We start from the raw sequence: 26,318 nt of genomic DNA on the forward strand, positions 1-26,318 counted from the left end.
ACAAATGAAAAAGGCAGTCGGCATTGATGTTGGGGGAACGAAGATTGCAGCGGGAGTTATTTCAGATACAGGCGAACTGCTTGAACGTACCGAAGTAAAAAGTGATCCTTTAGACCGGGAAAAAATGTTTGGTAGAGTTGTAGAAGCTGTGGAACAAGTTCTCAGAAAATCATCAATTTCCATCGCTGATATCGAGGGTATTGGTGTTGGAGTACCGGGAAAAGTGGATTGTGAGAATGGAATTGCCGTTTTTCAAAACAATTTACCGTGGAGCCAGTTTCCTATTTCAGTCCGTTTGCAGGAGCAATTTGGAATCCAGCGGATCACGATTGACAATGATGTCTATATGGCGGCTTTTGCTGAATGGAGAGCAGCACATGTAAAAGGAAATGAAACCTTTGTCTACGTGACTATAAGTACGGGAATATCTTGTTCTATCATCCATAAAGGCTCATTTTTTAGGGGAGCAGGGTTTGCTGGAGAACTAGGTTTGATCCCTGTTCTATCGAAGGAGGGGAACAATGAACGATTAGAAAAAATCGCTGCTGGGCCAGGGATCCAGAGAATAGCCGAAAGAGACTTACAGGTAGATACTATTTCAACAAAAGATGTTTTTGCTAGTTATATAAATGGGGTACCAGAATATCAGTCCATTATCAATGAGGTAACTGATTATTTAGCTCAAGGTCTTTATAAGATTTCCTGTTTATTAGATCCGCATAGAATGGTTTTGGGTGGCAGTGTCATTGTGAAAAATCCATTTCTACTAGAGTTGATTAAAGTGAAGCTAAAGAGTTTTCAGCTGCCTGAGCAACAACATCTTTTGGAGCAGATGAGCATCAGTACATTGGCACAAAATAATGGAGTTGTTGGTGCAGGATTACGAGTATTTGAAGGTATGTAATGAGACGGCGCTGGTCTTCTTTTCTTTTATTCCGATTGGTGAGGGCTGATTAAAGTTTCACTTTATGGAGAGAATGATGGCAAATAGGTAGAGGAGTGAACGAATATGTTTACATTAAGTCAAGAAAAATTAGTTTCGTTAGGCGCATCGATAACAACGGCGGAAATAAGACGGCAGCCTGATTTATGGATTGAAACCTTTGCTTTGTATATGGAGAAGAGCGAGAGAATTGATGAGTTTTTGCAAAAAATAGTAACGAAACATAATCGGGTTCGAGTTATTTTTACAGGCGCTGGAACGTCTGCTTATGTCGGTGATACAGTCACCCCTTATGTAATAGAAAAAGTAGATGAACAACAGTGGGAAGTACTAAGTATCCCGACAACTACGTTAGTTTCAAATCCTTACCAATTTTTCAAAAAGGATTTTCCAACCTTACTCGTTTCATTTGCTAGAAGCGGGAACAGCCCAGAAAGTGTCGCTGCCGTACAATTAGCTGAGCAAATAGTAAGCGATTTGTATCAAATCACGATTACTTGTGCGAAAGATGGAAAATTAGCTAAACAGGCCGTGAATAATGACAAAAACTTATTGCTATTGATGCCTGAAAAATCAAATGATCATGGTTTTGCAATGACAGGAAGTTATACTTGCATGGCGTTAACGGCATTACTTGTTTTTGATTCTATATCGACTGAAGAAAAATCAAAGATAGTGAAAGAAATTCATCAAATGGGTGAAAGTGTCATTCAAAGGGAAGACGCTATCCAAAAGATAGTAGATTTGGATTTTGACCGAATTATTTACTTAGGTTCTGGTAGTTTAGAAGGTTTAGCAAAAGAATCACAATTAAAAGTGTTAGAACTGACAGCTGGAAAAATTGTCACCGCTTTTGATTCACCGCTAGGATTCCGGCACGGTCCAAAATCATTTGTAAACGAAAAATCATTAGTTTTTGTGTTTGTTTCTAACAATCCGTATACACGTCAATATGATTTAGATATGTTAAACGAAATGCAACAAGACAACATTGCCAGCTATATATGTGCCATCGAGGTTGATGGAGAAACGAATTACGCTGGGAATAGGTTTGTATTTGGCAGCGAGGCACAGTCTGTACCAGATGCATACTTAGCATTACCTTTTGTAATGATTGGGCAAACAATATCACTGTTAGCCTCCGTGAAAGTAGGTAATACACCGGATACACCTTCACCGACAGGAACGGTGAACCGTGTCGTTAAAGGTGTTACTATCTACGAATATGAGTAACTAGGGTAGGGGAAACATACATGTCTATTTTTATCTTTGCAGATAAGTTTTTTCTTGAGGGGAAGGTCGTAGGTCCTGGTTTTTTGGGAATAAAAGATGGAAAATTCGGTGTTTTTTCGGCAAACAGGCCAGAAGAAGCAGAAGAAATCATCGATTATGCAGGATATTGGATTGCTCCTGGTCTAGTGGATACACATATTCATGGTTTTAGAAATCACGACGTTATGGACAATAATTTTGAAGGACTAAATCAAATATCGGTAGGACTCCTTTCTTGCGGCGTTACATCCTTTTTACCGACAACTTTAACATCCTCAATAGAATCGTTGAATAATGTCGTTGAAATGATTGGTGCCAATTACAAAAAAGTACAGGGCGCAAAAATTAAAGGGATCTTTTTAGAAGGGCCGTTTTTTACTGAAAAGCATAAAGGAGCACAAAACACGAAATATTTTTGTGACCCATCAGTTGATATGTTGAAAGGTTGGCAGAAATTATCAAATGATTCTATTAAAAAAATTGCGATTGCACCTGAAATAAAAGGAGCAGCGGAATTCATTGAATATGCTGTAGGAGAAGAGATTATAGTGGCATTGGCCCACAGTGATGCAACTTATGAAGAAACGAAGCAAGCTAGTGAAAAAGGTGCATCCATTTTTGTTCATACTTTTAATGGTATGAGTCCGCTGCACCATCGTGAACCAGGAATGGTTGGAGCAGCCATGAATTTAAAAGATGTTTTTGCCGAAATCATATGTGATGGACATCATGTTCATCCTGTTGCTTTAAATATTTTAATGAATGTCCGCGGCAGAGAAAAGGTTGTAATGGTATCCGATTGTATGATGGCCGGGGGTATGCCTGAAGGAACGTATCAATTGGGAGAATTTCCTGTGAAAGTAAAAGATGGGATGGCCCGTTTGGAAAGTGGAAGTTTAGCAGGTAGCATTTTGCAATTAAAAGATGCTGTAAAAAATGTCGTCGATTGGGGAATTGCCGCGCCCGAGCAAGCAATTTATATGGCGAGTACGGCACCAGCTAAAAGTATTCAACTAGATGGCGAATGTGGGAAAATCGCTGAAGGATATGCTGCTGACTTTATAGTACTGACGCCAGCGATGGATTTAGCAGCTACCTATCTTGATGGTGTGTGCCGTTTTCAAGCTTAAATATTTTTCTGAAAGAGGGATTTCAAATGATTTTATCTGTCACCATGAATCCATCTGTCGATATTTCCTATTCGACTCATGAATTAAAGTTAGATGTTGTTAACCGTGTGGAAACAGTTCATAAAACTGCTGGTGGAAAGGGCTTGAATGTGGCGCGAGTGATCGCTCAAATGGAAGAAGCTGTTCTAGCGACAGGTGTGATTGGTGGTACGATTGGCGAATACATTGTTCAAGAATTAAATAAAAGCAATATTCCAAATGACTTTTTAAAAATTAAAAAAGAATCAAGAAATTGTATTGCCATTCTTCATGAAGGGATGCAAACAGAGATTTTAGAATCAGGGCCGACATTATCCAACGAAGAAGGGGCAACTTTTTTAGAAAAATTTGAATATCTGCTTACAACAGCTTCACTTGTGACAATTTCGGGCAGTTTGCCGAAAGGGTTACCGAATAACTTTTATTATCAAATGTTAAAAATCTGTAATAACAATGGAATTCCAGTGATTATAGATTCTTCAGGAGAATCTTTGAAAAACGCCTTGGTGCATAAAGAAAAACCATTTGCCATCAAACCAAATAAAGCGGAATTATCTCAGTTGTTGGGCATTAACATGGAAATGGGAATCATAGATTTGAAGCAAGCATTAAACCATGAACTATTTACTGGAATTGAGTGGATTATCATGTCGATGGGTGGTGAAGGTGCTTTAGTTAGGCATGTCGAGGACTATTACAGAGTTACGATTCCGAAAATAGAAGTGATCAATCCTGTTGGGTCTGGTGATGCGACAGTTGCAGGATTAGCTGTGGCATTATATCAAAATCAAACGGTTGAGACTGTTCTTAAAACGGCGATGACTACAGGAATATTAAATACGATGGAAGTTGGTACTGGTTATATTAATATAAATAAGTTTAAACAATACTTTGATCTCATTAAAATTGAAAAAATAGATTGGTAGAGGAGAATGTTGATGTTAGAACTAACCAAGAATAAATTGGAAGCTCTAAAACGTTTATCTGCTGAAAATGGCATAATTGGAGCATTGGCTATTGATCAACGCGGTTCGTTGAAAAAAATGATTGCGTCTGGCGGTGCAAGTCATGTTGGAGATGAGGGCATTATCCGTTTCAAAGAATTGGTTTCTGAGGAATTAACACCATTTGCAACAGCAATTCTTTTGGACCCGGAATACGGACTGCCAGCGGCAAAGATCCGACATAAAGAATCAGGCTTAATAGTAGCGTATGAAAAAACCGGATACGATGCGTCAGAAGTAGGACGGTTACCAGATTTATTATCGGAATGGTCAGTGAAACGATTAAAGGCAGCAGGTGCCGATGCTATTAAATTCTTACTCTACTATGATTTCGATGAAGATGAAAAAATTAATAACTATAAACATGTCTATATGGAACGTATCGGATCTGAGTGTGCTGCTGAAGATATTCCATTTTTCTTGGAGATTGTTACTTATGATGCTGAAAATGATGATGCGAAAAATAAAGAGTACGCAAAAATAAAACCACATAAAGTGATTGAGGCTATGAAGGAGTTCTCGAAACCTCAATACCAAGTAGATGTTTTAAAAGTAGAGGTTCCAGTGGATATGAATTTTGTGGAAGGGTATACGACAGGTGAATTCGTTTACAGAAAAGAAGAGGCTGCTTCTTTTTTTAAAGAACAAAGTGAAGTAACTGAGCTGCCTTTTATCTTCCTAAGTGCAGGTGTAAGTGCTAAATTATTCCAAGAAACATTGAAATTTGCTAAAGAATCCGGTTCTACCTTTAACGGAGTGTTATGTGGTCGGGCAACCTGGAAGGACGGTGTGGCACCTTTTGCTATAAGCGGCGAACAAGCAGGTCGTGATTGGTTAAAAGATACTGGTAAAAGGAATGCTGAAGAACTAAATCTCGTGTTGAAAGAGACAGCCAACTCATGGTTTGCTAAAGTAAAACAAACAGCGGAGCTTCAAAGTTAGTAAGATATCTTTCCTTCTATATGTTCTTTATTTCTTTCTATCTTTAAGTGATAATTGCATCAGAATCAATTTTTAAACGGAATGAAAAATTAAGAGCAGACATTCGTCTGCTCTTTTTTTTAGTGTGTCCAACATGGTGAAAAACCTAGAATGAAAATCGAGAACAGCAAGGACGGTAGTAACTATAGCTTCAGGTAAAGGCATATGGGGACCCTTTATATATAAAGAAAATGGTAAGTACTAATTGCCATGTACAATCAAACTAATTGAATTTTAGCGGGGTTTCGCTAAAAAATACACTTGAAAAAGCTAACAATATCTTTGTATTGTAAGCGTTTTTAAAAAGACAATATACCTAAAAAAAGAAACAATATCTTTATTGTGGAGGCACTTTAAAAAAACTATTCTAAACATAAGTGAAAGCGGTGCCTTTCAGGTTTTTGTTTATTTAAAAATTAATGTGCAGGTATCGTCTTTAACCAAAATTTTAAATTCAAAGGAGGAGAAGAATTGGAAAATAAGCATTTCAAGAGAGTTTTTAATACCCTTCTTGCATGTATGTTGATTGTGCCAACACTTTTAGTAAGCATGATTGTGCCGCTACATGTAGGGGCAAATACGTCTAATCCATGGATTACAATTTCATCTGTTGGAAACGAAATTAATGCATTAATAGAACAAAATGGTAAGTCATATGCAAGGCTTGGAGCAGGTGCTGGCAACGATAATGGGGCTAAAGCTGCAGTTTTTCAAGAGCAGAATAAAGTCGCTAAAGAATCAGGAACGATGGAATATAGTTTTATTCCAGAAACAAAGGGAGAAGATACTAGATTCGGTTTCTATCCTCATTATATTGACAATAATAATTTCGTTTTTGTAGGCTACGACTCACTTGGATGGTTCTACGAATACAAATATCAAGGGAAAGGTGACTGGTTAAAAACTAGACCTAATGTTCCACTTCCAGAGGCTGGAACTTCGCATTCTATTAAAATTGATTATAATAAAACCACTTTGAATATTACATTAGATGGAAAAGATTTATTTGGACCGGTTACCTTATCTAATGATGTAAATAACCTTCTTACAGGTAAGGAAGCGATTAAACTTGGTGCTTATGGAGATAAAAATAGTCAAGTACTCATTGAATTAGGAAAGGCGCCTAGGGATGGAGGCACAGATCCAGGAAATGAAAAACTTGTGGACATTACGGATAATAAATTGGAAGAAGGCGACTTGAAAATTATCTCAGGTGACGGAAAAGTTACCTATAATGAAGATGGTTCAGCCACTTTCGGTGTTACATCTACCCAAAAGAATCGAATTGTCTACAACCAAATGAAGGCGATTAAAAATGGTGTTTTTGAAGCAGATGTTACTACTAATACTGATAAGATGAATCGTTTTGGATTCATCTATCGTGTTCAAAATTCATCTACATACACATATGTGGGAACAGGAGATACGAACGATCAGTATTTTGGAGAAACTTTTGGTCCTATAAACAATTGGACGTCGATGACTTCAAACGTGCCGTTAAAAGCAAAACAAACATACCATTTACGTTTAGTATTCATGGACGATGTTGCGACATTATACATTGATGGTAAAAAGGTAGATTCTTGGACTTTAACAGGTGGTGTAGATCAAGCTGGCTTACTAGGATTTGAAAAAAGCCGAGGTGCTGCCGATATTACGATTTCAAATGTCAAAATAAAGGAATATAGTGCACCAAAGCCTCCAGATACTCAACCAGTAGAAAATATAATAAAGTCAAAGTATATGGACGTCACAATTGACCAAGTATTCCCGCGGATTGTGAAATACAAAGTGGGCGATAAAGTAATGAGCGGACAGGAAGCTCCTGTTTACGGATTGAAAGTAAATGGTGGACTATACTATCCTAAAGTAAACTTTGAAAAGTTAAACGATAGTGAAGCACTATATACATTAAAAGTTGTAGATGAAATGAAAAACCTTGATGCGGTATTTAAGGTATCTGTAAAGGTGAATGATAATAAGGTTATTTATAGCTTCGATGAAATTAAGAATAATGGTAGTGCCAAAATCGAGACGGTTGAGTTTGCTGATATGAACTTTATATCGGTAAATTCGGAACAAAAAGGTGCAAAAGCTAAATTAACGAATATTAGTACAGATGTTAGGAAAACAGGTGATGTAGATGTAAGCGTAGATTCTTCTATGGGAGAAATAGGTACATCTACTAAAAATTATATAGCATTCTTGTCAACTGACGAATTGAGCGCAGGTGTATGGTCTAGTTCAGAAGTGGACGGCTATAAAAATTTAGTTGCAAATCGATATGTAAATAAAAATGGTGCTAAAGCAATGGGAATCGGTTCTAGTGCACTTTATTATCAAAGAGATTTTATGCCAGAACCACAAAAAGATAAACCAACTATTAAAATAGCTATTGCTAAAGATTTGAATAATGATAATAAGGCAGACTGGCAAGATGCGGCGATTGCATACCGTGATATTATGCAAGACATTAAAGGATACCAAGATGTAAACAATAATGTTGGAATGCGTATTGCAATGAATTTCGGCTCACAAGCGCAACAACCATTCTTAAAAACATCCGATAATGTGAAAAAGGTTGCTCTTGCTACAGATGAATTGGGGCAAGCGGTCATATTAAAAGGATATGCAAACGAAGGGCATGATAGTGGTCATCCAGATTATGGTGATGTGGGCGAACGTATGGGAGGCGTTAAAGATTTAAATACGCTTATTAAAGAGGGGCATAAGTATAATACCCAATTTGGTGTCCATATAAATGCTCAAGAAACTTATCCAGAAGCGAAAGCTTTCAATAATGATTTTATTGATCGTCCAAGTTCATTAGGATGGGGATGGTTAGATCAATCTTATACAATTAATAAATTAAAAGATTTGTATTCTGGATCGCGTGCGAAAAGACTAGATGAATTGAAAACGGCTGTTCCTGATCTTGACTTTATTTATTTAGATGTATGGTATCAAAATCAATGGGAATCAAATAGAATAGCAGATCAATTTAAAGATAGAGGTTGGAGATTAACAACGGAATTTGGTGGTTCTATGGCCAATTACTCAACGTGGCAACATTGGGCTACTGATAAAAACTACGGTGGACCGGAAAGTAAAGGGATTAACTCAGAAGTACTGCGTTTTATTAGTAATCACCAAAGAGATTCTTGGGTGTTGAATTGGCCTGAAGTAGGTGGAACTGCTGACCATCCATTACTTGGTGGATTTGAATTAGCTGGTTTCGAAGGATGGCAATCTGATAAGAATTTCGATAACTTTATTCGTATGACATTTGATACGAATTTACCTACTAAATTCCTACAAAAATATTATGTAACGAACTGGACAAATGTAGAAGGGGATAAAAGCAAGACGAACTTAGAAAAGGAAATAAAATTGAAGGACCCAAGCAATGGGGATGTTGTCGATGTAACTAGAAAAGACAATGCTAGAGAACGTGTTATTAAGCTAAATGGAAATGTTATACTTGATGGCCATGCGTATTTAATTCCTTGGGTGAAACAAGACTTTAAAAATCCAACTGCTGATTCAGAAAAATTATATCACTGGAATTTAGAAGGTGGTACAACGACTTGGACACTTCCAGATGAATATAAAAATGCCACTACTGTTTATGTATACAAATTGACAGATCAAGGTAGAACAGATGTGAAAGAAGTAAAGGTCGTAAATAATAAGATAACTTTGACAGCTAGTGCTGCAACTCCTTATGTTGTCGTACCAAAAAGAGATAAGGGTTTGGAAATCCTTGACTACAATTGGGGCAAGGATGCTCATATATATGATGGGGGATTCAATACAGGAAAAGTAAGCGCATATACAACTATTGAGGGTGATAATAAAGCAGTAAGCGTCATCAGAACGAATCAAACTGGAAACAACCGTAATGTAAGTAGTGGAGATTACTACTTAAACATTGATAGTCCATCAAAAGATACAACTGTTTCCCGTGTCCTTACTGGTTTGGAACCGGGTAAAGATTATGTAGCAGAGGTATATGTTGAAAACAATAGTGATGTAAAGGCTGGAATTACAGTAACAGGTGGGAAAGAAGATGCTAGCAATTACACACTTCGCAGCCTGCAAAAGAACTATGTTAAGGCAGATTCACATGCCACAAATGATGGATACAATAGCAAAATGCAAATCATGCAAGTGAGCTTTACAGCTGTATCTAATAGGGCTAAATTAACTCTAAGCCGTGATTCTGGGAAAGGAAACACAAAATTTGATGACATTCGAATCGTTCAAAAGTCTTTAAAAAATAATGTCTCACCGACGGAATTTAAACAAGATTTTGAATCGGTAGTACAAGGTATTTACCCATTTGTTATTGGTAATACAGAAGGTGTAGAAGACAACAGAATTCATTTGTCTGAATTGCATGCTCCATATACGCAAAAAGGGTGGGCAGGTAAAAAATTAGTCGATGATGTATTAGGTGGGAGTTGGTCCGTTAAAGTGAACACTGGAAATAAAGGTTTGCTGTACCGTACTATTCCTCAAAATTATCGTTTCGAACCAGGCGTAACTTATAAAGTATCATTTGACTACCAAACAACAGCAAATGCATTCCGCTTTATTTCAGGGGATCAAGAAATTGATGTTCGAGACATTGCGAGTGCAAAGGGATTGAGTGTGAATAACACTCTTACTGCATCTACTGACACAAAAACAGCAGAGTTTACTGTGACAGGTTCTGAGAATGGTCAAACTTATGTTGGAATTTTCAGTGATGGAACGAATTTAAACGGAGATACCGGAGCGGGTACGTTTATTTTAGATAATTTACGTATTGAAAGGGTAACTTCTGGTGGAGCGTCACAGAGATAAATAATCTAAATTTAAGAAAAAGGTAGTTTTATAGCTAGTGTAATATCGTAAATTAGAGGCCTATCTCGAAGGAGATAGGTCTCATTGTATTCATAAAATCATCGGAAACTGCTTTTGAAAAATGTTCTTTTGTATGTTTTTAGTGAGATGGTAAAAGTGAAAAGCAAGATGTCTAAAAAATACGACAAGATGTTGATTGTAGAAGTGTTTTTACGTACGTATAATGTAACAAAATAGCTTGCTAAACGGGCGATTCTAGTATGCTAATAGCTTCTTCGGAGAAAGCAAAACGTATATTCGAATGGTGGTTATCCCATACGTCCGTTCATAAAATGATAAAAGGTACATAGAACTTGCATCGTAACAACATAAACCGCTATAAGGTTAGAGGAGGTATATACTGATGATATATCAAGCTATCCAGCAGTTAATTGATCGTGCTATTGAAGTTCAATTGATTGAAAAAGAAGATGAAATATATACAAGGAACCAAATCCTTTCCTTACTTCGTTTAGATGACTTTGTAGTGGAAGCGTCAACGCCCACGCCCGCAAAGAAAGTAATTTCGGAGTTATTGGAAGAGTTAATTGAATATGCTTGTATGCATAAAGTCATTGAGGAAGTACTGGAAGAGAAGGAGATTTTAGCAAGTGCAATTATGGATGTATTTATGTCCAAACCGTCCGTTATCAATTCTCTATTTTATGAAAAATACGAACAAAATCCGAAGGCTGCGACAAATTACTTCTATGAATTAAGTAAAAACAGCAATTATATCCAAATGAAGCAAATTGCCAAAAATATAAATTATAAAGTAAATACGGAATATGGTGCCATTGATATAACGATTAATTTATCAAAACCAGAAAAAGACCCTAAACAAATTGCTAAAGAAAGAGTATTGGAAAATACAAATTATCCAAAATGTTTACTCTGTATAGAGAATGAAGGATATAGGGGCAGAATTGGACATCCTGCACGCTCGAATCATCGTATGATTCGAATGAATATTACAGATGAAAGCTGGTTTCTACAGTATTCTCCGTATATATACTTCAATGAACACTGTATTGTATTGTCCTCAGACCACCGGGAAATGAAAATTGATCGTCAAACATTTTTACGTTTATTAAAATTTGTAGAAAAATTCCCGCATTATTTCCTCGGTTCCAATGCAGATTTGCCAATTGTAGGAGGATCTATTCTAACACATGATCACTATCAAGGTGGAAACTATGAATTTGCTATGGCAAATGCAGCGAACGACCTAAATTTTGAACTAACTAAATTTCCAGAAATGCAATGTTCGATTATTAAATGGCCTATGTCAGTTATTCGCTTAAGAAGTAACGACATAGAACAAATAGTAAATGCAGGGGATTACATACTAGAGAGGTGGAAGGAATATAGTGATCCTTCTGTTAATTTATTTGCATTTACGAATGATGTTCCACATAATACGATTACTCCTATTGCTCGTTACCGGAATAATATGTACGAATTGGATCTAGTTTTACGGAACAATCATACAAGTGAGGAGCATCCATTGGGTATTTTCCACCCTCATGCGGAAATACAACATATTAAAAAGGAAAATATCGGTCTGATTGAAGTAATGGGGCTAGCTGTACTTCCTGCTCGTTTAAAAACAGAACTTCAGGAAGTGGAGAAATTCTTACTTAATATTCCAAGTAATATTTCAACACCTCATATACAATGGGCAGAACAATTAAAAATCAAATATGAAAATAGGATGAATGAACAAAATATACAGGAGATTATGAGAGAAGAATTGGGACGGAAATTTATTCAGGCGCTTGAAGATGCTGCTGTTTTTAAACGAGATGAAGAAGGGGTATTAGCGTTCAAACGTTTTATTCAGACTTTAATTTAGGAAGGGACTTGGTAGTTATAGTGAAGAACAAAATCCTCAATGAATAAAGCTTCACAGTATTAAAAGAATAGAAAAACTAAACAACATCTCATATTCATATGAGATGTTGTTTAGTATGGCTCTGTCGCATGTATTATGACATCTAATAAACCGGGGAATCTAGCATTTAAGTCATCTTCACGAATTGAAATGAAACGTTGAGTTCCTTCAAGGCGTGTATACATAACACCGGATTCACGTAAAACTTTGAAATGGTGTGATAAAGTTGATTTCGCGATTGGAATGTTTAACGCGCCACAAGATTGTTCGTTTTTTTCTAGTAGCATAGTTACAATTTGTAAACGAATTTGATCGCTAAGTGCATATAGAACAGAAGAGAATTGAATTTCTTCTCGATTTGGATGATAGAGAGTACGCATTTTTTCACCTGCTTGTATAAGTTAATATATTTGCACTATAACATATAAAGTGGTATATTTCTATTGTTCGAATATATTCGAACAATAGAAATATAGGGGGAGAAAAAATGAAGTATACAAAATTGCAAAAGGCAGGACTACATATTTCAAAATTGGGGTTAGGAACAAACGCTGTAGGGGGACATAATTTATATGCTGATGTGAATGAGGAAGAAGGAAAACGATTAATAGAAGAAGCTATCGGGCAAGGGATTACATTTTTTGATTCGGCAGATTCATACGGTTTCGGTAGATCAGAGGAATTGGTGGGAGAAGTATTGAAAGGAAAACGCCATGAAGTTGTAATTGCTACCAAAGGTGGAATACAACCGTTATTAAATGGAGAGGTTTATATGAATAATGAACCGAGCTATTTAAGAAATGCTGTAGAAAATAGCTTAAGAAGATTACAAACTGATTATATTGATTTATATTATTTACATTTTACAAACCCAGAAACAAGTTACATAGATTCAATTGGAGAACTTACTCGCCTAAAAGAAGAAGGGAAAATTCGTTCAATTGGAATATCTAACGTAAACGTAGAGCAATTAAAAGAAGCGAATCAGCACGGACACATAGATGTTGTACAATCACCGTATAATATGTTAGATCGTACTGCTAGGGAAGAACTTTTGCCATATTGTATAGAATCAGGTATTTCATTTATTCCTTACGGGCCTCTTGCTTTTGGGATACTAGGTGGTAAATATACAGAAGATTTCAAATTGAATAAAGGAGATTGGCGTCAAAGTGTAAATCTATTTGAAGAGAATACATATAAGAGTAACTTTAAGAAAGTTGAAAAATTAAAAGACTTAGCTAAAGAAAAGGATCTCGAATTATCGCATTTAGCTTTAGCGTGGTTATTAAACCAAAAAGGAATTGATACTGTTATTCCTGGTGGGAAACGAGCGGAGCAAATAAGAGAAAGTGTAAGAGCGGTGGAAGTTTCATTGAATGAAAAAGTCATGAAAGAGATTGAATCTATTTTAGAAGATTAATTGAAAGGGGGATAGTTTCCTCTTTTTATCCCGCTTTAATGGGCAGTAAGACCCCCATCTCAAAATTCAGCGAAAGTAAAGAAGGTAGGTGGGGGGATCAACTGCCCATAAAAGCCCGATTGGTGAGGGCTGATTAAAGTTTCACTTTATATAAAAGGAGAAGATTTAAATGAAAAGAGTACTAGCTGTATTCTTTACAATCATGTTTATGATCGGTACAGATACTTTCTTAATTTCACCACTTTTACCAACTTTACAACAGGTGTATCATATTTCAACTGAGTTGTCAGGGTGGATGGTAAGTTCATATGCTTTAGGATACGCTGTATTTGCACTTATCGCTGGTCCTATATCAGATGGCTTAAATAGAAAAAAAGTGATGGTAATAGGAATGAGTTTTTTTGCTTTAAGTACGTTTTTATGTGGGATTGCGTCATAAAGTCTTTACAAATAAAAAAAGAGCCCAAAAATAAAAATCCCTATAGAGATAGGGATTAATATATCGGCATATAGTTCCTTGGAAAAGGATATACTGAGTATAACATATAGGACTACTTATAATTGTGAAATAGATGTGAAAGTAATGTGAAAAATAACATAATAAAAGCACTGTTTTAGCTAATGAACTAAAACAGTGCTTTTCTTTTTGATTGAACAGTTGCTGCATTTTCATCATGTATGCCTGCATCTTTAATAATTCGTTGTTTTGCTTTATTTAATAGATGGTTTACCGCTTCTCCAAAATAGTTAGCTTCGCTTTTTGTGCGGGCTTCTCGTAAACATTTATAGTTTTCTAGCAGTTCCTCTTTTTCAGTGTTTGTTAAGAAATCTTCTATTTTCTTTTTTGTCATACGAAACACCCTTTCTTCTGACAAACGACGCAATAGAAAATATTTATTGTTTATTATAGCAATAATTTTTAAAGAAAGTACAGACTAACGTCGTAATAATTTGTCAATTTCTTGAATCTTCTCATCAGCTTTCCCAATTTGTTTATTTTTAGCCTGCTCACCACCGAGCGCTTGGTGTAGTAAGAAAGTCTGACCGGAAATAGCAGTCACAATGGATACTTTAATAATTTCTTTTATTAAGGTGACATCGAATAAAACGAGTCCAAGAAGTGCAGCTAGACTACCAGTGAAAATATCAGTCAAAAACCCAAAGTGAAAAAAAGTTTTCAAACGGCGTGGAAGCAATAACTTACCTTGGTTATTGATTAGATGGGAAACGAAACCGGTAATGCCACCAACGAGAACAGCAGTTAGCCATTGATACATTTCCATCGAATCCACTCCTTTTAGTGAATAAGATTCGATTATTTTATATTGATTCCTTTTAATATTTCATAGAAGCATATTGAGAAAGTTTGTTTGGTTTTTTTCTATATTCAATTTAATTGTATCAGAAAAATCTGATATATATGAGTCTATTATATGAAGCAGTTATTCCTTAATATGAATGTAAAAAGGGGTGCGTGATATGAATATAGATTACCGAATAAGAAGTGTGGATGGTTATACAAAAAATATAGGGGAATTAGTCAGCATGCTGGAGCATACAAGGGCTGTAACATTCCTGGAAATAAAAAATCTATCGGTTGAGCAATTAGATTTAATGATACCGAGTGGAGGGAATTCCATTGGAGCGTTACTAAAGCATATAGCAGCTATTGAAAAAGCACATCAGCTTATTTCATTTCAAGAGCGTGACTTTACAAAGGAAGAATTAGAAATATGGAAAGACGCACTCTATTTAGGAGAATCGGGGAAAACGATTCGTGGTCATGAAATAAAATATTATGTCCAACTTCTACAAAGTGTTCGAGAAGAATCACTGAAGTATTTGGGTGAACAAGGTGATGAATGGCTCATGTCAGAAAGAAAGTGGCTTAACGGTGTAGCGCATAACCAGTACTATTTGTGGTTTCACGTGCTAGAAGATGAGATGAGTCACCGTGGGCAAATTAGAATGATAAAAAATAAATTATTTGAAAATTAAGTTAAATAAGGTAGCTTTTTGTATGGATATTCCATATAATGAGAGTAATTAAAATGAGAACGGGGTGATGTATTATGGCGAACATAACTTATATGAATAATAAACCAAATACAAAGGTGGATGGAAAGGGCGAGACTGTATAAGTTAGCGCGCGATCCTTCCGCTTAGCTTACACTAGGGAGGATATTAATTTGAACCAAAATATTTTAGAATCGTTCGGCTGGGATTCTTTTTTTGAGGAACAAGCTGTAGAGAACTTTGAAGTAGGGCGTATTTTACTCGAGCATAAGCATATATATCGAATTATTTGTAATGATGGTGAATATATGGCAGAGCTGTCTGGTAAGTTTCGGCATGAAGCAGTAACGAAGGGTGATTATCCAGCGGTTGGTGATTGGGTATATATAAAGAAAATAGAGAATGAAAAGAAAGCAATTATTCATCGTATTTTTCCGAGAAGAAGCTCTTTTTCTAGACAAGAGGCCGGTACTCGAACGGAAGAGCAGGTAATAGCAGCAAATGTAGATTATCTATTTTTAGTGAATGCACTTAACCATGATTTTAACGTAAGAAGAATAGAGCGCTATTTACTATTAGCGTATGAAAGTGGTGCAATGCCTGTTATTGTTTTAACAAAGAGTAGCTTATGTGAGGACGTGGAACAGAAAATCGTTGAAACAGAAGCTGTGGCAATTGGTGTTCCGATCTTCGTTGTTGATAGTTTAGAACATACTGGTATTGAATCGTTGCAGCAATTTGTTTCTTCAGGAAAAACAATTGCTCTAGTCGGATCATCTGGGGTTGGAAAATCCACTTTGTTAAATGCACTTATAGGAATTGAAGTAGCAAAAACGGGTGATATTCGAGAGGAAGATAGTAAAGGGAGGCATACGACAACTCATCGTGAATTGTTCCGATTACCGAGTGGTAGTTTAGTTATTGATACTCCTGGTATGAGGGAGCTACAGCTTTGGGAAGGAAGCGATGCAATTCAAACAACATTTTCTGATATTGAAGAACTAGCAAAAACGTGCCGTTTTAGGGACTGTAAGCATGAAAATGAGCCAGGGTGCGCAGTGCATAGTGCAATTGATAACGGGATTATGACGATAAATCGTTTGCAAAGCTATAAAAAATTACAAAGAGAACTAGCGTATTTCATTAGAAAACAAGATGCTATTCTTGCAAGGGCAGAGCGTGATAAGTGGAAAAAGATTTCTAAACAGCATAAAAAAATGTGAAAAGTCAAAGGGTGGTTCCCTTTGGCTTTTTGTATTTGTAAATTTTATAATAATATTATTCATATATATGGACAAAGGGAAATTAATTGTTTAAACTTTACAAAGTATTCATCATAATAGGTTATGAAAATAATAATTAGGGAATGGGAAATATTTATAATTCGTTAGATTTAACTTTTAAAATTGAAAAGCAGGAGGTTTGTAATGGGTAGACTATTAAATTGGTTTCGTGATATGAAAGTAGCAAAAAAACTATTAATTTCATTTTTTGTTATTTTAATTGCGGCTGTCTCTATTATAGGAGGCATGTCTTATCAAACAGCTAAAAAGAATTTTGAATCACAAATTACGAGCAGTGCTCACGACAATATAAAAATATTAGATAATTTAATCAATCAAATGATTGAGGCGAAATTTAATGATGTAAATAATTTTGCACGGGTGATTCAAGGGAATATGTATCAAGGGGATAATCAAGAGGAATTAAGAAAAATATTATCACAATATATCAATTTGAATAAAGATGTTGAACAAGTATATGTTGCTGGAAACGATAAAAAATTTGTACAAGAACCAAATATACAAATGGCAGCAGACTACGATCCAACAGAACGTTCTTGGTATAAAGATGCAGTAGCAAAACAAGGTGGTATTGTAATTACTGAGCCGTATAAGGCAAAAGGAAATGGACATATTGTCGTAACGATTGCAAAACAAGCAGAAGATAAAAACGGTGTTGTAGCGGTAGATTTAAGTTTAGATAATTTATTAAAAACAACGAAGTTAATTAATATTGGTAAAAAGGGATATGCTTTCATCTTAGATGGGAAACAAAAAATAATTGCACACCCTCAAGAAAAATCAGGAGAAAAAGCAGCCGATTCTTGGGCAAAGAAAATTTATGAAGATAATCATGGGGCTTTTTCTTATACGTATGACGGTAGTGAAAAACAAATGGTATTTGCTACAAATGTAAAAACAGGTTGGAAAATTGGCGGGACTATGTACTCAAATGAAGTAATTGAAGCTGCGCAGCCTGTATTTTATAATATGTTAATTGTTATGTTCATTTCATTAGTTATAGGTGGGGCACTTATTTATTTTGTGACACTTTCTATAACAAAGCCCTTAAAAAGATTAGTTGTCACTTCTAAAGAAATAAGTGAGGGAGATTTAACGCAAACAATTGATATTCATTCTAATGATGAAATCGGTCAACTTGCAAAAGGATTTAATGAGATGACAGATGCATTGCGAACATTAATCGGAAGAATTAATACTTCGGCTGGACATGTTGCAGCAGCATCAGAAGAGCTAACAGCAAGTGTAAGACAGGCGAGTGAAGCGACTGAGCAAATTACGATGGCAATGGACGAAATATCAAGCGGGGCAACAACGCAAACGACAAGTGTAGAAAATGGGGCAATGTTACTATTTGATGTAACAGAAGGCATTCAGCATGTAGCAAATAGTTCATCATCAATTAGTACGGCTTCGGCTCATACTCGTGAAAAAGCAGAAAATGGTGGGAAACTAGTCGGAAAAACAGTAAATCAAATGCAGTCAATTGCAGAATCTGTTTCACAATCAGATGAGGTTATTCAGTTACTAAATAATAAATCAAAGCAAATTGGTGACATATTAGAAGTAATTCAAAATATTGCAGATCAAACAAATCTTCTAGCTTTGAATGCAGCAATTGAAGCTGCAAGAGCGGGAGAGCACGGAAGAGGATTTGCAATTGTTGCAGATGAAGTACGTAAATTGGCGGAGAAGTCTAGCGTATCTTCTAGTGAAATAAGTAAATTAATATGTGAAATACAAGATGACATGAGTAAGACAGTAAAGTCTATGGGTCATGTAAATGAAGAAGTTCAATCTGGACTTGTTATTGCAAATGAAACGAAGCAAAACTTTACTGAGATTTTACAATCTACAAATGAAATTGCCGATCAAATTAAAACGATGGTTGAAACGGCTAACGGGATGTCAAAAGGTGCAAATGAAGTGTCTATTTCGGTAGGACAAATTGCAATGACAGCGCAGAATAATGCGACGAGTACTCAAAACGTTGCAGCATCAGCAGAAGAACAATTAGCGTCCATTGAGGAAATTAGTTCTGCGGCGGGTACATTATCTCAAATGGCTGAAGAGTTACAAGGGTTAATTGAAAGATTTAAAGTTTAGCAGAGGACAGGCAACTCCCAAATAGTAATATGCTATTTGGGAGTTGCCTGTTTTTATTATATAAAAGTAAATGGGGATGGAGAGTATTTTTATAATATTTAAAGGTATATTTTATATAATATTTGTCGAAAAATAGAGGTATTTGTTAACTTTGTGTATAATAAGAATCATATAGAATACAAATAAAGGAGATAAATATGGGAGTGTACTGGGGTACCAAAAGACATTCTTGGCTTAGTTATGTCTCATTTTGGTTAAGTATTTCGTTTTTCATGGTTTTTCTCATTGAAGTGTTTATTTTAAAAACACTTTCAAATAGTTCGGTGCAAATTGTTAAATACTTTTATTTTATATTTGTACCAGTAAACATCTTTCTTAGTTTAAAGTTACTCTTTAAGAAGAATGAAAAGAAAGCATTACCTATTTTTAGTTTCATTGTATCCTTATTATTTACAATTTTAATACTAGTATTAGCATTAGCAGCTACGGGGAAATTCTTTTAAGGAGAGTGTTATAAGTCACTCTTCTTTTTTGTTGTTGCAAGGAAATAATAAGTGGAGGATGGACAAAGAAAGCATTTCTTTAAGTTTGATATGATTTGAAAGCTTTAGAAGGGTATTAAGAAATGAATTAAGATACAATCCACAAAGTAATACAGAGAATCAGGTGTTTTATATGCAGTTATGAAGCAAATGAATACGGTAAAAACGGCGATATATGGTACAATACATATGGATAGTGATAGAGATAAAGGGTATATAAAATACTCATCGTTTTTTAGTAAGAGAGGGGTTATCTTATGCTATACGAGGATTTGATGACATTGTTTCAAGCAGCTCCGAAAGAAGAAGGTAGAGGCGGCTGGAAATATATAATCCAGGAACGAAATGATAAATATGAAATTGTTAATGAAATGTTGAAAAATCAAATGAGTGTTGAATTGTATTTTAATGAATATGATGAGGTGAAAATCACTTTATATAAAGATGGAATGCCTATTTCGACGATGCAAAGAATTGCGATTTCAAAAGTTGAATTAGACGAAGAAGAAGAAGGGATTCAATTCGTTTTAGAACGTATGCCTAGTCGGATGATTCGGTTGCAATTAAAGCCGTATTTAGCACTCGAAATGGGGCCGTACTGGGAAGTATGTGATGATTGTGAATGAACATATAAAAAAAGCATCCAATAACATGGATGCTTCTTTTATGTTTTTTGAAGTTGTTTAAAAGCAATAATCGGAAGTAAAATGATGCTGACCCACCCGATTATAGGATATAGAATGTGGAGTAATTCACTGTAACCAACGTAACTAAAGCAATAACTTATTAGTAAAATGAAGAAAATAATATTGTTATTTTTCCAGCCAGTGATGGATTGCATTTGTTTTGTCATTCCGAACACATTGCCAACTAAAGTTGTGAATACTTCACCGAAAATGATAAGAACAAAGAAAAAGTGAAAAGTGGCATTGAATTTTCTTATGACTTCAGCCATTGGAATGTTATATTGATAAAATTGGTCGACTGATAAGATAGCTAAATGGCTACATAATAATATTAAAGAAAGTCCTGCCCCACCTAAAATACCGCCCCATAAAATGGCCTTTCGATCTTTTACTTCACTGGCTAACGGGACGAGGACGCTTTGGGCGAGAGAAAGATTTAAGGCGACATATGTAATAGGACTAGTTATCCACTTCATATTCCAGCTTTCTGCAGGAATAGTATTGCTAATAGGAGTTGTACCGTGAAAAAACGTTGTAATAGCAAGTCCGATAATGAAAATCATCATAATAGGTACGACAAGTGTATTAACTTCAAAAACCCCTTGTAACCCGCGACTACCTATAATGAGACAGGCGATTACTGTAATGAAAATACCGAGTTGTCTTGGTAAACGAAGTTGCTCTTCAAATACCGCTCCAGCGCCTGATAACATAACGCTCGTTACACCAAATAATACGAGTAATAATAGTGTATTTACAACATTTCCAAATACATCCCCAAATAAGTATTTGTTAAATTCTTGCGCTGAAAATGCACCGATTTGTGAGGAGAGTAACATCATCTTTGTGCCAAGCCAAATAAAAAAAAATCCACTTACACATATACCAATAGTTCCATAAAATCCGTTCACTGTAAAAAATTCAACAATTTCTCGTCCAGTAGCAAATCCAGCTCCAACGACTGTTCCAATATAAGTAGCAGCCACTTTCTTTGCTACTTGCCATTGTTGATTGTCCATGTTATCCCTCTTTCTACTACGATGAGCTTGATTTACTATTATGCATATGTATGAGCTTGGACAATTAGACGTATGAACTGTTAGAAAACATACATGAATGAAAAGATATTAGGGAAGTATTAAAGGTGTTAAAACTTTGTTACATATGAGCCAATCGTTCGAAAGGATAGGAAAAGTATGGTAATATGTAACTAGGTTCTTAAAAGACAAACATTATGAAATGATAAGAGGAGTGGATTGTATGAGTACGAAAACAAATGTTGTTGAAGTATTAAACAAGCAGGTAGCAAACTGGAATGTGTTATATGTGAAACTACATAATTATCATTGGTATGTGACAGGACCACACTTCTTTACATTACATGAGAAATTTGAAGAGTTTTACAATGAAGCTGGAACGTATATTGATGAATTAGCAGAACGTATTTTAGCATTGGAAGGTAAGCCGTTAGCGACAATGAAAGAATATTTGGCAACATCTAGTGTGAATGAAGGGACAAGCAAGGAATCTGCAGAAGAAATGGTGCAAACATTAGTGAATGATTACTCTGCATTGATTCAAGAATTAAAAGAAGGCATGGAAGTTGCTGGTGAAGCTGGCGATGAAACATCAGCGGACATGTTGTTAGCAATTCATACAACATTAGAACAACATGTATGGATGCTAAGTGCGTTCTTAAAATAAAGTGAAACTTTAATCAGTGGGGGGCTTACTGCCCATTAAAGTGGGATAAATATAAGAATATAAAGAAAAAAGTCATTGAAAAATTCTTTCAATGACTTTTTTGTGATTTTTCAGTTTTCTTTTATGCTATAATATAGTAAAAAGGAGGCGATGCGATGTTTCGCTTTTTCAAAACTGGAAAAGAAGAGCGTGAAATTACGAAAGATGAATTGGAACAAGCGATGGCCAAGTTTTTAGAAAAGAATGCTAATATCGTTTATACAGTATTAGTAAATGATGATTATACAGTGAATTATGATTTGTTAAAGCCGTATTTACCTGCATTTCCAACAAACCATTTTCTTATTACGAAGGAAACGCTTGAGGTATTTGAACATACAGAAGAAAACTTAAACTTAGTGAAAGAAATTGATATCGTACAAAAGGCAGTAGATCAGTATGTAACAGAAAAAGAAATGTTTCCAATTGTAGAAGGTAGTGAAGATCGCCTCATATGCGGAATGAAACTAGGACCTTACTTAGATCGTATATTAAAAAGAGACTTATATATTTCAGAAAAACATTATTTAGTTTCAAGTAAACCAGATAGAAAAAAACAAAAGAGTGGGTAGATGTATTGAGAACAACAATAAATATATTGTTGTCTTTTTTTGTGTGATGAACTATTAAAAGAAGCTATTAAATATATAGAAGACAAAAGTAATAAGTAGTAAGAAAGGGAGATGCATCATAATGGATGTATCTCCCTTTTATCCTTATAAATGAAAAGCATTCGCTAGTAAGCGATAAGAATTTAATTTATCTTCAAATCGATGAGTAATTGTGACAATCATAAATTCATCAGTATTGTACGCTTTGCTTAAGTTTACGATTTGTTCTTTCACAGAAGAGGGATCACCGACGATCATACGTTGACGATTCTCTTTTATACGGAATAAATCATAGGCGCTGTATGAATAATTTTGTGCAGTTTCAATAGAAGGTGTACCAGTTGTACGCTTTCCTTGTTCTAGTAATAAGATTGATAAATCTAAACTAGAAGCAATTTTTTCCGCCTCTTCAGTTGTTTCACCGCAAATAACAAAAATAGCGACGATTGATTTTGGTTTATCTCCTAAATAGGAAGGTTGGAATTGTTTTTGATAGGCCTCCATTACCTCGGGTCCACCGTATCCGTTTATGAACTGTGCGAATGCAAAAGAAGCACCTTGTTGTGCGGCAATCTTTGCACTCTCTCCGCTAGAGCCAAGCAACCACATGTCAGGAGATGTGGGAATTACAGGAGTAGCCTTTAAATTTGCATAATGATGGTTTTCTGGTACTTGATCATGTAAGTACATTGCAACATCTGCAATTTGCTCTGGATATTGATCAAGTGAGACCATTTTTCCTTCTTGAAGTGCGCGAGTTGCAATGGGCATACCACCAGGTGCTCTGCCGACACCAAGGTCAATACGATTTGGATAAAGCGCTTCTAAAACACGGAAATTCTCAGCAACTTTATACGGACTATAGTGTGGCAACATGACACCACCCGAACCGACTCTCATCCGCTCTGTTTTCGCTGCAATATGAGAAATAAGTATTTCTGGACTTGAGCCAGCAAGGCTTACAGAATTATGATGTTCTGATACCCAAAAGCGTGTATAGCCGAGTTTTTCAACTTCTTGCGCAAGCGTAACTGTATGTGAAAAAGCTTGGGCTGCCGTACTACCATCTGAAATAGGGGATTGGTCTAATACACTTAATTTGATCATAGAATATACCTCTCAATCTTAATGTACATCCTATTATATATTTACTTACGAAAAATGCGTAATGAAATGCTCAAAATAAAAAGTGGATAAATTACATATCCACTTTTAACGTGAAAATCCTCGTTCATAATGATTCATTTCGACTACATTTAGAATATATTCGTAGTTATCAATCTCAAGTTTTAGTTGTTCACGTTCTTTTTTAGATAGATGCATATTACTAAGTTTGTTGCATAGCTGTTGTTTCTTTTCTTCTAAATACTTCTTTGTAGCATTGTAGTCGTAAGTTGGTTTCATATTCAACCACTCCTTATTTGCTGTTGCTATATTATACGAAGCGTAAAGAGATGTGAGAGCGATCTCTTATGTATTTTTAGTGAATATTTAACTTGCTCTGTTGTTATGTTTATAGAAATTTATGAATAAAATGCACTAAACGACTAATGCCCATTTGATGAAGTAAGGGGTGGAATTGTGCAGAAAGATATAATGTATAACACGGAGATGGATGAAACGTTAAAAATTATAGATAAAGGATTAAAGGAGACGACGAGCCCGAAACAAATTATTGTAGTAGGGGCTGGCATGGCTGGATTAGTTTCGGCATCTTTATTAAAAGCTGCGGGACATGAAGTGAAGATGTTTGAAGCAAACAACCGGGTAGGTGGCCGCATAGAGACAGTTAGAATGGAAGATACCGGTTTATATTTGGATGTAGGGGCAATGAGAATTCCGTATTCGCATACATTAACGATGGCATATATAAGAAAATTTGGGCTACAGGTAAGCCCTTTTATTAATAGGAATGAGACTGATATTATTTACGTAAACGGCCGAAAAACGACATTAAAACAATATGAAAAAGATCCAAATATATTAAAGTATCCTGTGGAAATGAATGAAGTTGGGAAAACGTCTGAGGAGCTATTATTGTTAGCGGTGCAGCCTATTATAAATTTTATTAAAAAGAACCCAGAGAAAAATTGGGATGTTGTAGTAAAGGATTTTGGGAGATACTCTACAGGGCAATTTTTAAAATATCACCCTTATCAATATAATACTTACTTTTCACCAGTAACAATTGAGATGATTGGCGTTTTGTTAGATTTAGAAGGTTTTTTAGAAAGGTCATTCGTTGAGACATTACGTTTTTTATACATTATGCAAGAGGAGAGCGGATTTTGTGAAATAATAGGCGGGAATGATAGATTGCCAAAATCTTTTTTACCACAATTAGAGGAAGATATTATATATAATCAAAAATTAATGAAGCTACATCAACATGATAATGGTGTGACAGCTTTCTATCGAAACGAAGAAACGTTTGAATATAGTAGTATTACAGGGGACTTAGTTATTGTGACCATTCCATTTTCAACAATGCGGTTTGTAGAAGTAGATCCATTTGATTCTATATCGCATGAGAAATGGAAAGCAATTCGTGAATTGCATTATATGCCTGCGACAAAAATAGGAATTCAATTTAAAAGTCGATTTTGGGAAGAACAAGGACAATTAGGTGGCAGAATTATAACGGATTTGCCAATTCGTTACGCCTATTATCCAAGCTATGGAATTGGAGGAAAGGGACCAGCAATGATGCTAGGAAGCTATACGTGGTCATATGATGCGTTGTTATGGGATGGTTTATCAAAGGGAGATCGTATTTATTACACATTACAAAACTTAGCAACGATATTAGGTGGTCAAGTATATGATGAATTCTTATCTGGTATATCAAAAAGTTGGACGTTGGATCCATATGCACTTGGAGGGTTTGCTCTATTTCAGGCAGGTCAAGAATCAGAGTTGCAACCAGCGATTGTCAAACCAGAGGGAAGAATATTCTTTGCTGGAGACCATACAACGTTATATCACGGATGGATACAAGGGGCAATTGAATCTGGCGTTCGTGTTGCAGTAGATGTAAATGAATTAAATATATAAAATTCAGAAATTTCTTTACTGTATAGTTTGAGATGGATATTATTATATATAAAAGAATTATAGGGAGTGTTGAAAGTGAATCCGTTATTATTCGATTTTCCTTCTGAATTTTATACTGAAAGGCTATTGATTCGAATGCCGAAACCGGGTGATGGTAAAGCTGTATACGATGCCATTCAAGCTTCTATAAAAGAATTAAAACCATGGATGGTTTTTGCACAAAAAGAGCAAACAGAGGAAGAAGTAGAAGTGAGCATTAGAAAGTCACATATTCAATTTTTACAGCGTGAGGATTTAAGGTTACTAGTATTTTCGAAAGAAACAGGCGAGTTTATCGCATCTAGCGGATTGCATCGCATTAATTGGGATATACCACAATTTGAAATCGGGTATTGGATTGATTCGAGGTTTAGTGGAAAGGGTTATATGGTCGAGGCTGCAAAGGGGATAACAGATTATGCTTTTTCTGAACTGAAAGCAAACCGCGTAGAAATTCGTTGTGATTCTTTAAATAAGAAGAGTAGGGCGATACCTGAGAAATTAGGTTTTAAATTAGAGGGTGTTTTAGAAAGTGCGAGTGTTGCAGTAGATGGAAATGGATTAAGGGATATGTGTGTATTTGCGATGACTAGAAATACATATGAAAAAGAAGAGCTGTAGAGAAACGGCTCTTCTTTTTGTGC

General features: G+C 35.5%; 23 protein-coding genes and 1 pseudogene. 18 read left to right on the plus strand and 6 right to left on the minus strand.

The window, feature by feature from the left end; translation table 11 throughout:
* Positions 1–4 precede the first annotated feature (4 nt).
* From MKY00_RS10300 to galT, 7 genes are all read left to right on the plus strand, one after another.
* Positions 5–904, plus strand: coding sequence for an ROK family protein (locus tag MKY00_RS10300; RefSeq protein ID WP_016717256.1), 900 nt, complete (start codon positions 5–7; stop codon positions 902–904).
* A gap of 105 nt (positions 905–1,009) precedes the next feature.
* Entirely contained in the window at positions 1,010–2,176 is a 1,167-nt protein-coding gene (locus tag MKY00_RS10305) for an SIS domain-containing protein (protein ID WP_016717257.1), read from the plus strand.
* 20 nt (positions 2,177–2,196) lie between these two features.
* Positions 2,197–3,345: an N-acetylglucosamine-6-phosphate deacetylase gene (gene nagA / locus MKY00_RS10310; RefSeq protein WP_016717258.1), complete on the plus strand. Its 1,149-nt coding sequence runs from the start codon at positions 2,197–2,199 to the stop codon at positions 3,343–3,345.
* A 26-nt stretch (positions 3,346–3,371) separates the two neighbouring features.
* Positions 3,372–4,310: a hexose kinase gene (locus MKY00_RS10315; protein WP_016717259.1), complete on the plus strand. Its 939-nt coding sequence runs from the start codon at positions 3,372–3,374 to the stop codon at positions 4,308–4,310.
* Between the two features lie 12 nt (positions 4,311–4,322).
* Positions 4,323–5,330 (plus strand): tagatose-bisphosphate aldolase, encoded by a 1,008-nt coding sequence (gene lacD / locus MKY00_RS10320; protein ID WP_016717260.1) that lies wholly within the window; start codon positions 4,323–4,325, stop codon positions 5,328–5,330.
* Positions 5,331–5,840: 510 nt separating this feature from the next.
* A complete protein-coding gene (locus MKY00_RS10325; protein WP_016717261.1) occupies positions 5,841–10,217 on the plus strand; it encodes an endo-alpha-N-acetylgalactosaminidase family protein in 4,377 nt (1,458 codons plus the stop codon).
* Positions 10,218–10,620: 403 nt separating this feature from the next.
* Positions 10,621–12,111 (plus strand): UDP-glucose--hexose-1-phosphate uridylyltransferase, encoded by a 1,491-nt coding sequence (galT, locus tag MKY00_RS10330; RefSeq protein ID WP_016717262.1) that lies wholly within the window; start codon positions 10,621–10,623, stop codon positions 12,109–12,111.
* Between the two features lie 110 nt (positions 12,112–12,221).
* Here galT and MKY00_RS10335 read toward each other — a convergent pair whose 3' ends face one another.
* Positions 12,222–12,530, minus strand: a complete 309-nt coding sequence (locus MKY00_RS10335; RefSeq protein ID WP_001259915.1) for an ArsR/SmtB family transcription factor — start codon at positions 12,528–12,530, stop codon at positions 12,222–12,224.
* A gap of 107 nt (positions 12,531–12,637) precedes the next feature.
* Here MKY00_RS10335 and MKY00_RS10340 point away from each other — a divergent pair, with 107 nt between their 5' ends.
* Together MKY00_RS10340 and MKY00_RS10345 are read left to right on the plus strand one after the other, a co-directional pair.
* Entirely contained in the window at positions 12,638–13,573 is a 936-nt protein-coding gene (locus MKY00_RS10340) for an aldo/keto reductase (RefSeq protein ID WP_016717263.1), read from the plus strand.
* Between the two features lie 169 nt (positions 13,574–13,742).
* Positions 13,743–14,006, plus strand: a pseudogene (locus MKY00_RS10345) (MFS transporter); the annotation flags it as partial.
* A gap of 193 nt (positions 14,007–14,199) precedes the next feature.
* Here the strand turns inward: MKY00_RS10345 and MKY00_RS10350 are convergent.
* Both MKY00_RS10350 and MKY00_RS10355 read right to left on the minus strand, forming a co-directional pair.
* A complete protein-coding gene (locus MKY00_RS10350; RefSeq protein ID WP_000162606.1) occupies positions 14,200–14,424 on the minus strand; it encodes a hypothetical protein in 225 nt (74 codons plus the stop codon).
* 84 nt (positions 14,425–14,508) lie between these two features.
* Entirely contained in the window at positions 14,509–14,856 is a 348-nt protein-coding gene (locus tag MKY00_RS10355) for a DUF4257 domain-containing protein (protein ID WP_000426318.1), read from the minus strand.
* Between the two features lie 196 nt (positions 14,857–15,052).
* On the opposite strand from MKY00_RS10355, the gene MKY00_RS10360 reads away from it, so the two are divergent.
* The 5 genes from MKY00_RS10360 to MKY00_RS10380 all read left to right on the plus strand — a co-directional run bounded on the left by MKY00_RS10360 (position 15,053) and on the right by MKY00_RS10380 (position 20,167).
* Complete coding sequence (locus tag MKY00_RS10360; RefSeq protein WP_014893813.1) at positions 15,053–15,571, plus strand: DinB family protein; 519 nt, start codon at positions 15,053–15,055, stop codon at positions 15,569–15,571.
* A 191-nt stretch (positions 15,572–15,762) separates the two neighbouring features.
* The gene (gene rsgA / locus MKY00_RS10365) at positions 15,763–16,812 is read left to right on the plus strand and encodes a ribosome small subunit-dependent GTPase A (protein WP_001073055.1); all 1,050 of its coding nucleotides are present in this window, start codon (positions 15,763–15,765) and stop codon (positions 16,810–16,812) included.
* Positions 16,813–17,016: 204 nt separating this feature from the next.
* Positions 17,017–18,999, plus strand: a complete 1,983-nt coding sequence (locus tag MKY00_RS10370) for a HAMP domain-containing methyl-accepting chemotaxis protein (protein WP_000533117.1) — start codon at positions 17,017–17,019, stop codon at positions 18,997–18,999.
* A 197-nt stretch (positions 19,000–19,196) separates the two neighbouring features.
* Positions 19,197–19,502 (plus strand): hypothetical protein, encoded by a 306-nt coding sequence (locus tag MKY00_RS10375; protein WP_000539578.1) that lies wholly within the window; start codon positions 19,197–19,199, stop codon positions 19,500–19,502.
* 296 nt (positions 19,503–19,798) lie between these two features.
* Positions 19,799–20,167, plus strand: a complete 369-nt coding sequence (locus tag MKY00_RS10380; RefSeq protein ID WP_000965086.1) for a DUF3979 family protein — start codon at positions 19,799–19,801, stop codon at positions 20,165–20,167.
* A 38-nt stretch (positions 20,168–20,205) separates the two neighbouring features.
* Here MKY00_RS10380 and MKY00_RS10385 read toward each other — a convergent pair whose 3' ends face one another.
* Positions 20,206–21,246, minus strand: a complete 1,041-nt coding sequence (locus MKY00_RS10385; RefSeq protein WP_000370194.1) for a YkvI family membrane protein — start codon at positions 21,244–21,246, stop codon at positions 20,206–20,208.
* A 241-nt stretch (positions 21,247–21,487) separates the two neighbouring features.
* Between MKY00_RS10385 and MKY00_RS10390 the strand changes: the two genes are divergently transcribed.
* On the plus strand, positions 21,488–21,931 hold the full coding sequence (locus MKY00_RS10390; protein ID WP_000105198.1) for a Dps family protein: 444 nt from the start codon (positions 21,488–21,490) through the stop codon (positions 21,929–21,931).
* A 155-nt stretch (positions 21,932–22,086) separates the two neighbouring features.
* Complete coding sequence (locus MKY00_RS10395) at positions 22,087–22,542, plus strand: DUF3939 domain-containing protein (RefSeq protein ID WP_000488187.1); 456 nt, start codon at positions 22,087–22,089, stop codon at positions 22,540–22,542.
* Between the two features lie 144 nt (positions 22,543–22,686).
* Here the strand turns inward: MKY00_RS10395 and MKY00_RS10400 are convergent, their stop codons facing one another.
* Complete coding sequence (locus MKY00_RS10400) at positions 22,687–23,688, minus strand: LLM class flavin-dependent oxidoreductase (protein ID WP_000594053.1); 1,002 nt, start codon at positions 23,686–23,688, stop codon at positions 22,687–22,689.
* A gap of 105 nt (positions 23,689–23,793) precedes the next feature.
* Positions 23,794–23,985: a DUF3896 domain-containing protein gene (locus MKY00_RS10405; RefSeq protein ID WP_000805517.1), complete on the minus strand. Its 192-nt coding sequence runs from the start codon at positions 23,983–23,985 to the stop codon at positions 23,794–23,796.
* A 177-nt stretch (positions 23,986–24,162) separates the two neighbouring features.
* On the opposite strand from MKY00_RS10405, the gene MKY00_RS10410 reads away from it, so the two are divergent.
* Positions 24,163–25,635: a flavin monoamine oxidase family protein gene (locus MKY00_RS10410; protein ID WP_016717266.1), complete on the plus strand. Its 1,473-nt coding sequence runs from the start codon at positions 24,163–24,165 to the stop codon at positions 25,633–25,635.
* Positions 25,636–25,710: 75 nt separating this feature from the next.
* Complete coding sequence (locus MKY00_RS10415) at positions 25,711–26,295, plus strand: GNAT family N-acetyltransferase (protein ID WP_016717267.1); 585 nt, start codon at positions 25,711–25,713, stop codon at positions 26,293–26,295.
* Positions 26,296–26,318 lie beyond the last annotated feature (23 nt).

This window comes from Bacillus sp. FSL R9-9834 (assembly GCF_038006905.1).
GTDB classification, from domain to species: Bacteria; Bacillota; Bacilli; order Bacillales; family Bacillaceae_G; genus Bacillus_A; species Bacillus_A pacificus.

Excerpts from the sequence above, each read along its gene's own strand:
- MKY00_RS10300 (WP_016717256.1), top strand. The coding sequence starts at position 5 with ATGAAAAAGGCAGTCGGCATTGATGTTGGGGGAACGAAGATTGCAGCG.
- MKY00_RS10305 (WP_016717257.1), top strand. The coding sequence starts at position 1,010 with ATGTTTACATTAAGTCAAGAAAAATTAGTTTCGTTAGGCGCATCGATA.
- nagA (WP_016717258.1), top strand. The coding sequence starts at position 2,197 with ATGTCTATTTTTATCTTTGCAGATAAGTTTTTTCTTGAGGGGAAGGTC.
- MKY00_RS10315 (WP_016717259.1), top strand. The coding sequence starts at position 3,372 with ATGATTTTATCTGTCACCATGAATCCATCTGTCGATATTTCCTATTCG.
- lacD (WP_016717260.1), top strand. The coding sequence starts at position 4,323 with ATGTTAGAACTAACCAAGAATAAATTGGAAGCTCTAAAACGTTTATCT.
- galT (WP_016717262.1), top strand. The coding sequence starts at position 10,621 with ATGATATATCAAGCTATCCAGCAGTTAATTGATCGTGCTATTGAAGTT.
- MKY00_RS10335 (WP_001259915.1), bottom strand. The coding sequence starts at position 12,530 with ATGCGTACTCTCTATCATCCAAATCGAGAAGAAATTCAATTCTCTTCT.
- MKY00_RS10340 (WP_016717263.1), top strand. The coding sequence starts at position 12,638 with ATGAAGTATACAAAATTGCAAAAGGCAGGACTACATATTTCAAAATTG.
- MKY00_RS10350 (WP_000162606.1), bottom strand. The coding sequence starts at position 14,424 with ATGACAAAAAAGAAAATAGAAGATTTCTTAACAAACACTGAAAAAGAG.
- MKY00_RS10355 (WP_000426318.1), bottom strand. The coding sequence starts at position 14,856 with ATGGAAATGTATCAATGGCTAACTGCTGTTCTCGTTGGTGGCATTACC.
- MKY00_RS10360 (WP_014893813.1), top strand. The coding sequence starts at position 15,053 with ATGAATATAGATTACCGAATAAGAAGTGTGGATGGTTATACAAAAAAT.
- MKY00_RS10370 (WP_000533117.1), top strand. The coding sequence starts at position 17,017 with ATGGGTAGACTATTAAATTGGTTTCGTGATATGAAAGTAGCAAAAAAA.
- MKY00_RS10375 (WP_000539578.1), top strand. The coding sequence starts at position 19,197 with ATGGGAGTGTACTGGGGTACCAAAAGACATTCTTGGCTTAGTTATGTC.
- MKY00_RS10380 (WP_000965086.1), top strand. The coding sequence starts at position 19,799 with ATGCTATACGAGGATTTGATGACATTGTTTCAAGCAGCTCCGAAAGAA.
- MKY00_RS10385 (WP_000370194.1), bottom strand. The coding sequence starts at position 21,246 with ATGGACAATCAACAATGGCAAGTAGCAAAGAAAGTGGCTGCTACTTAT.
- MKY00_RS10390 (WP_000105198.1), top strand. The coding sequence starts at position 21,488 with ATGAGTACGAAAACAAATGTTGTTGAAGTATTAAACAAGCAGGTAGCA.
- MKY00_RS10395 (WP_000488187.1), top strand. The coding sequence starts at position 22,087 with ATGTTTCGCTTTTTCAAAACTGGAAAAGAAGAGCGTGAAATTACGAAA.
- MKY00_RS10400 (WP_000594053.1), bottom strand. The coding sequence starts at position 23,688 with ATGATCAAATTAAGTGTATTAGACCAATCCCCTATTTCAGATGGTAGT.
- MKY00_RS10405 (WP_000805517.1), bottom strand. The coding sequence starts at position 23,985 with ATGAAACCAACTTACGACTACAATGCTACAAAGAAGTATTTAGAAGAA.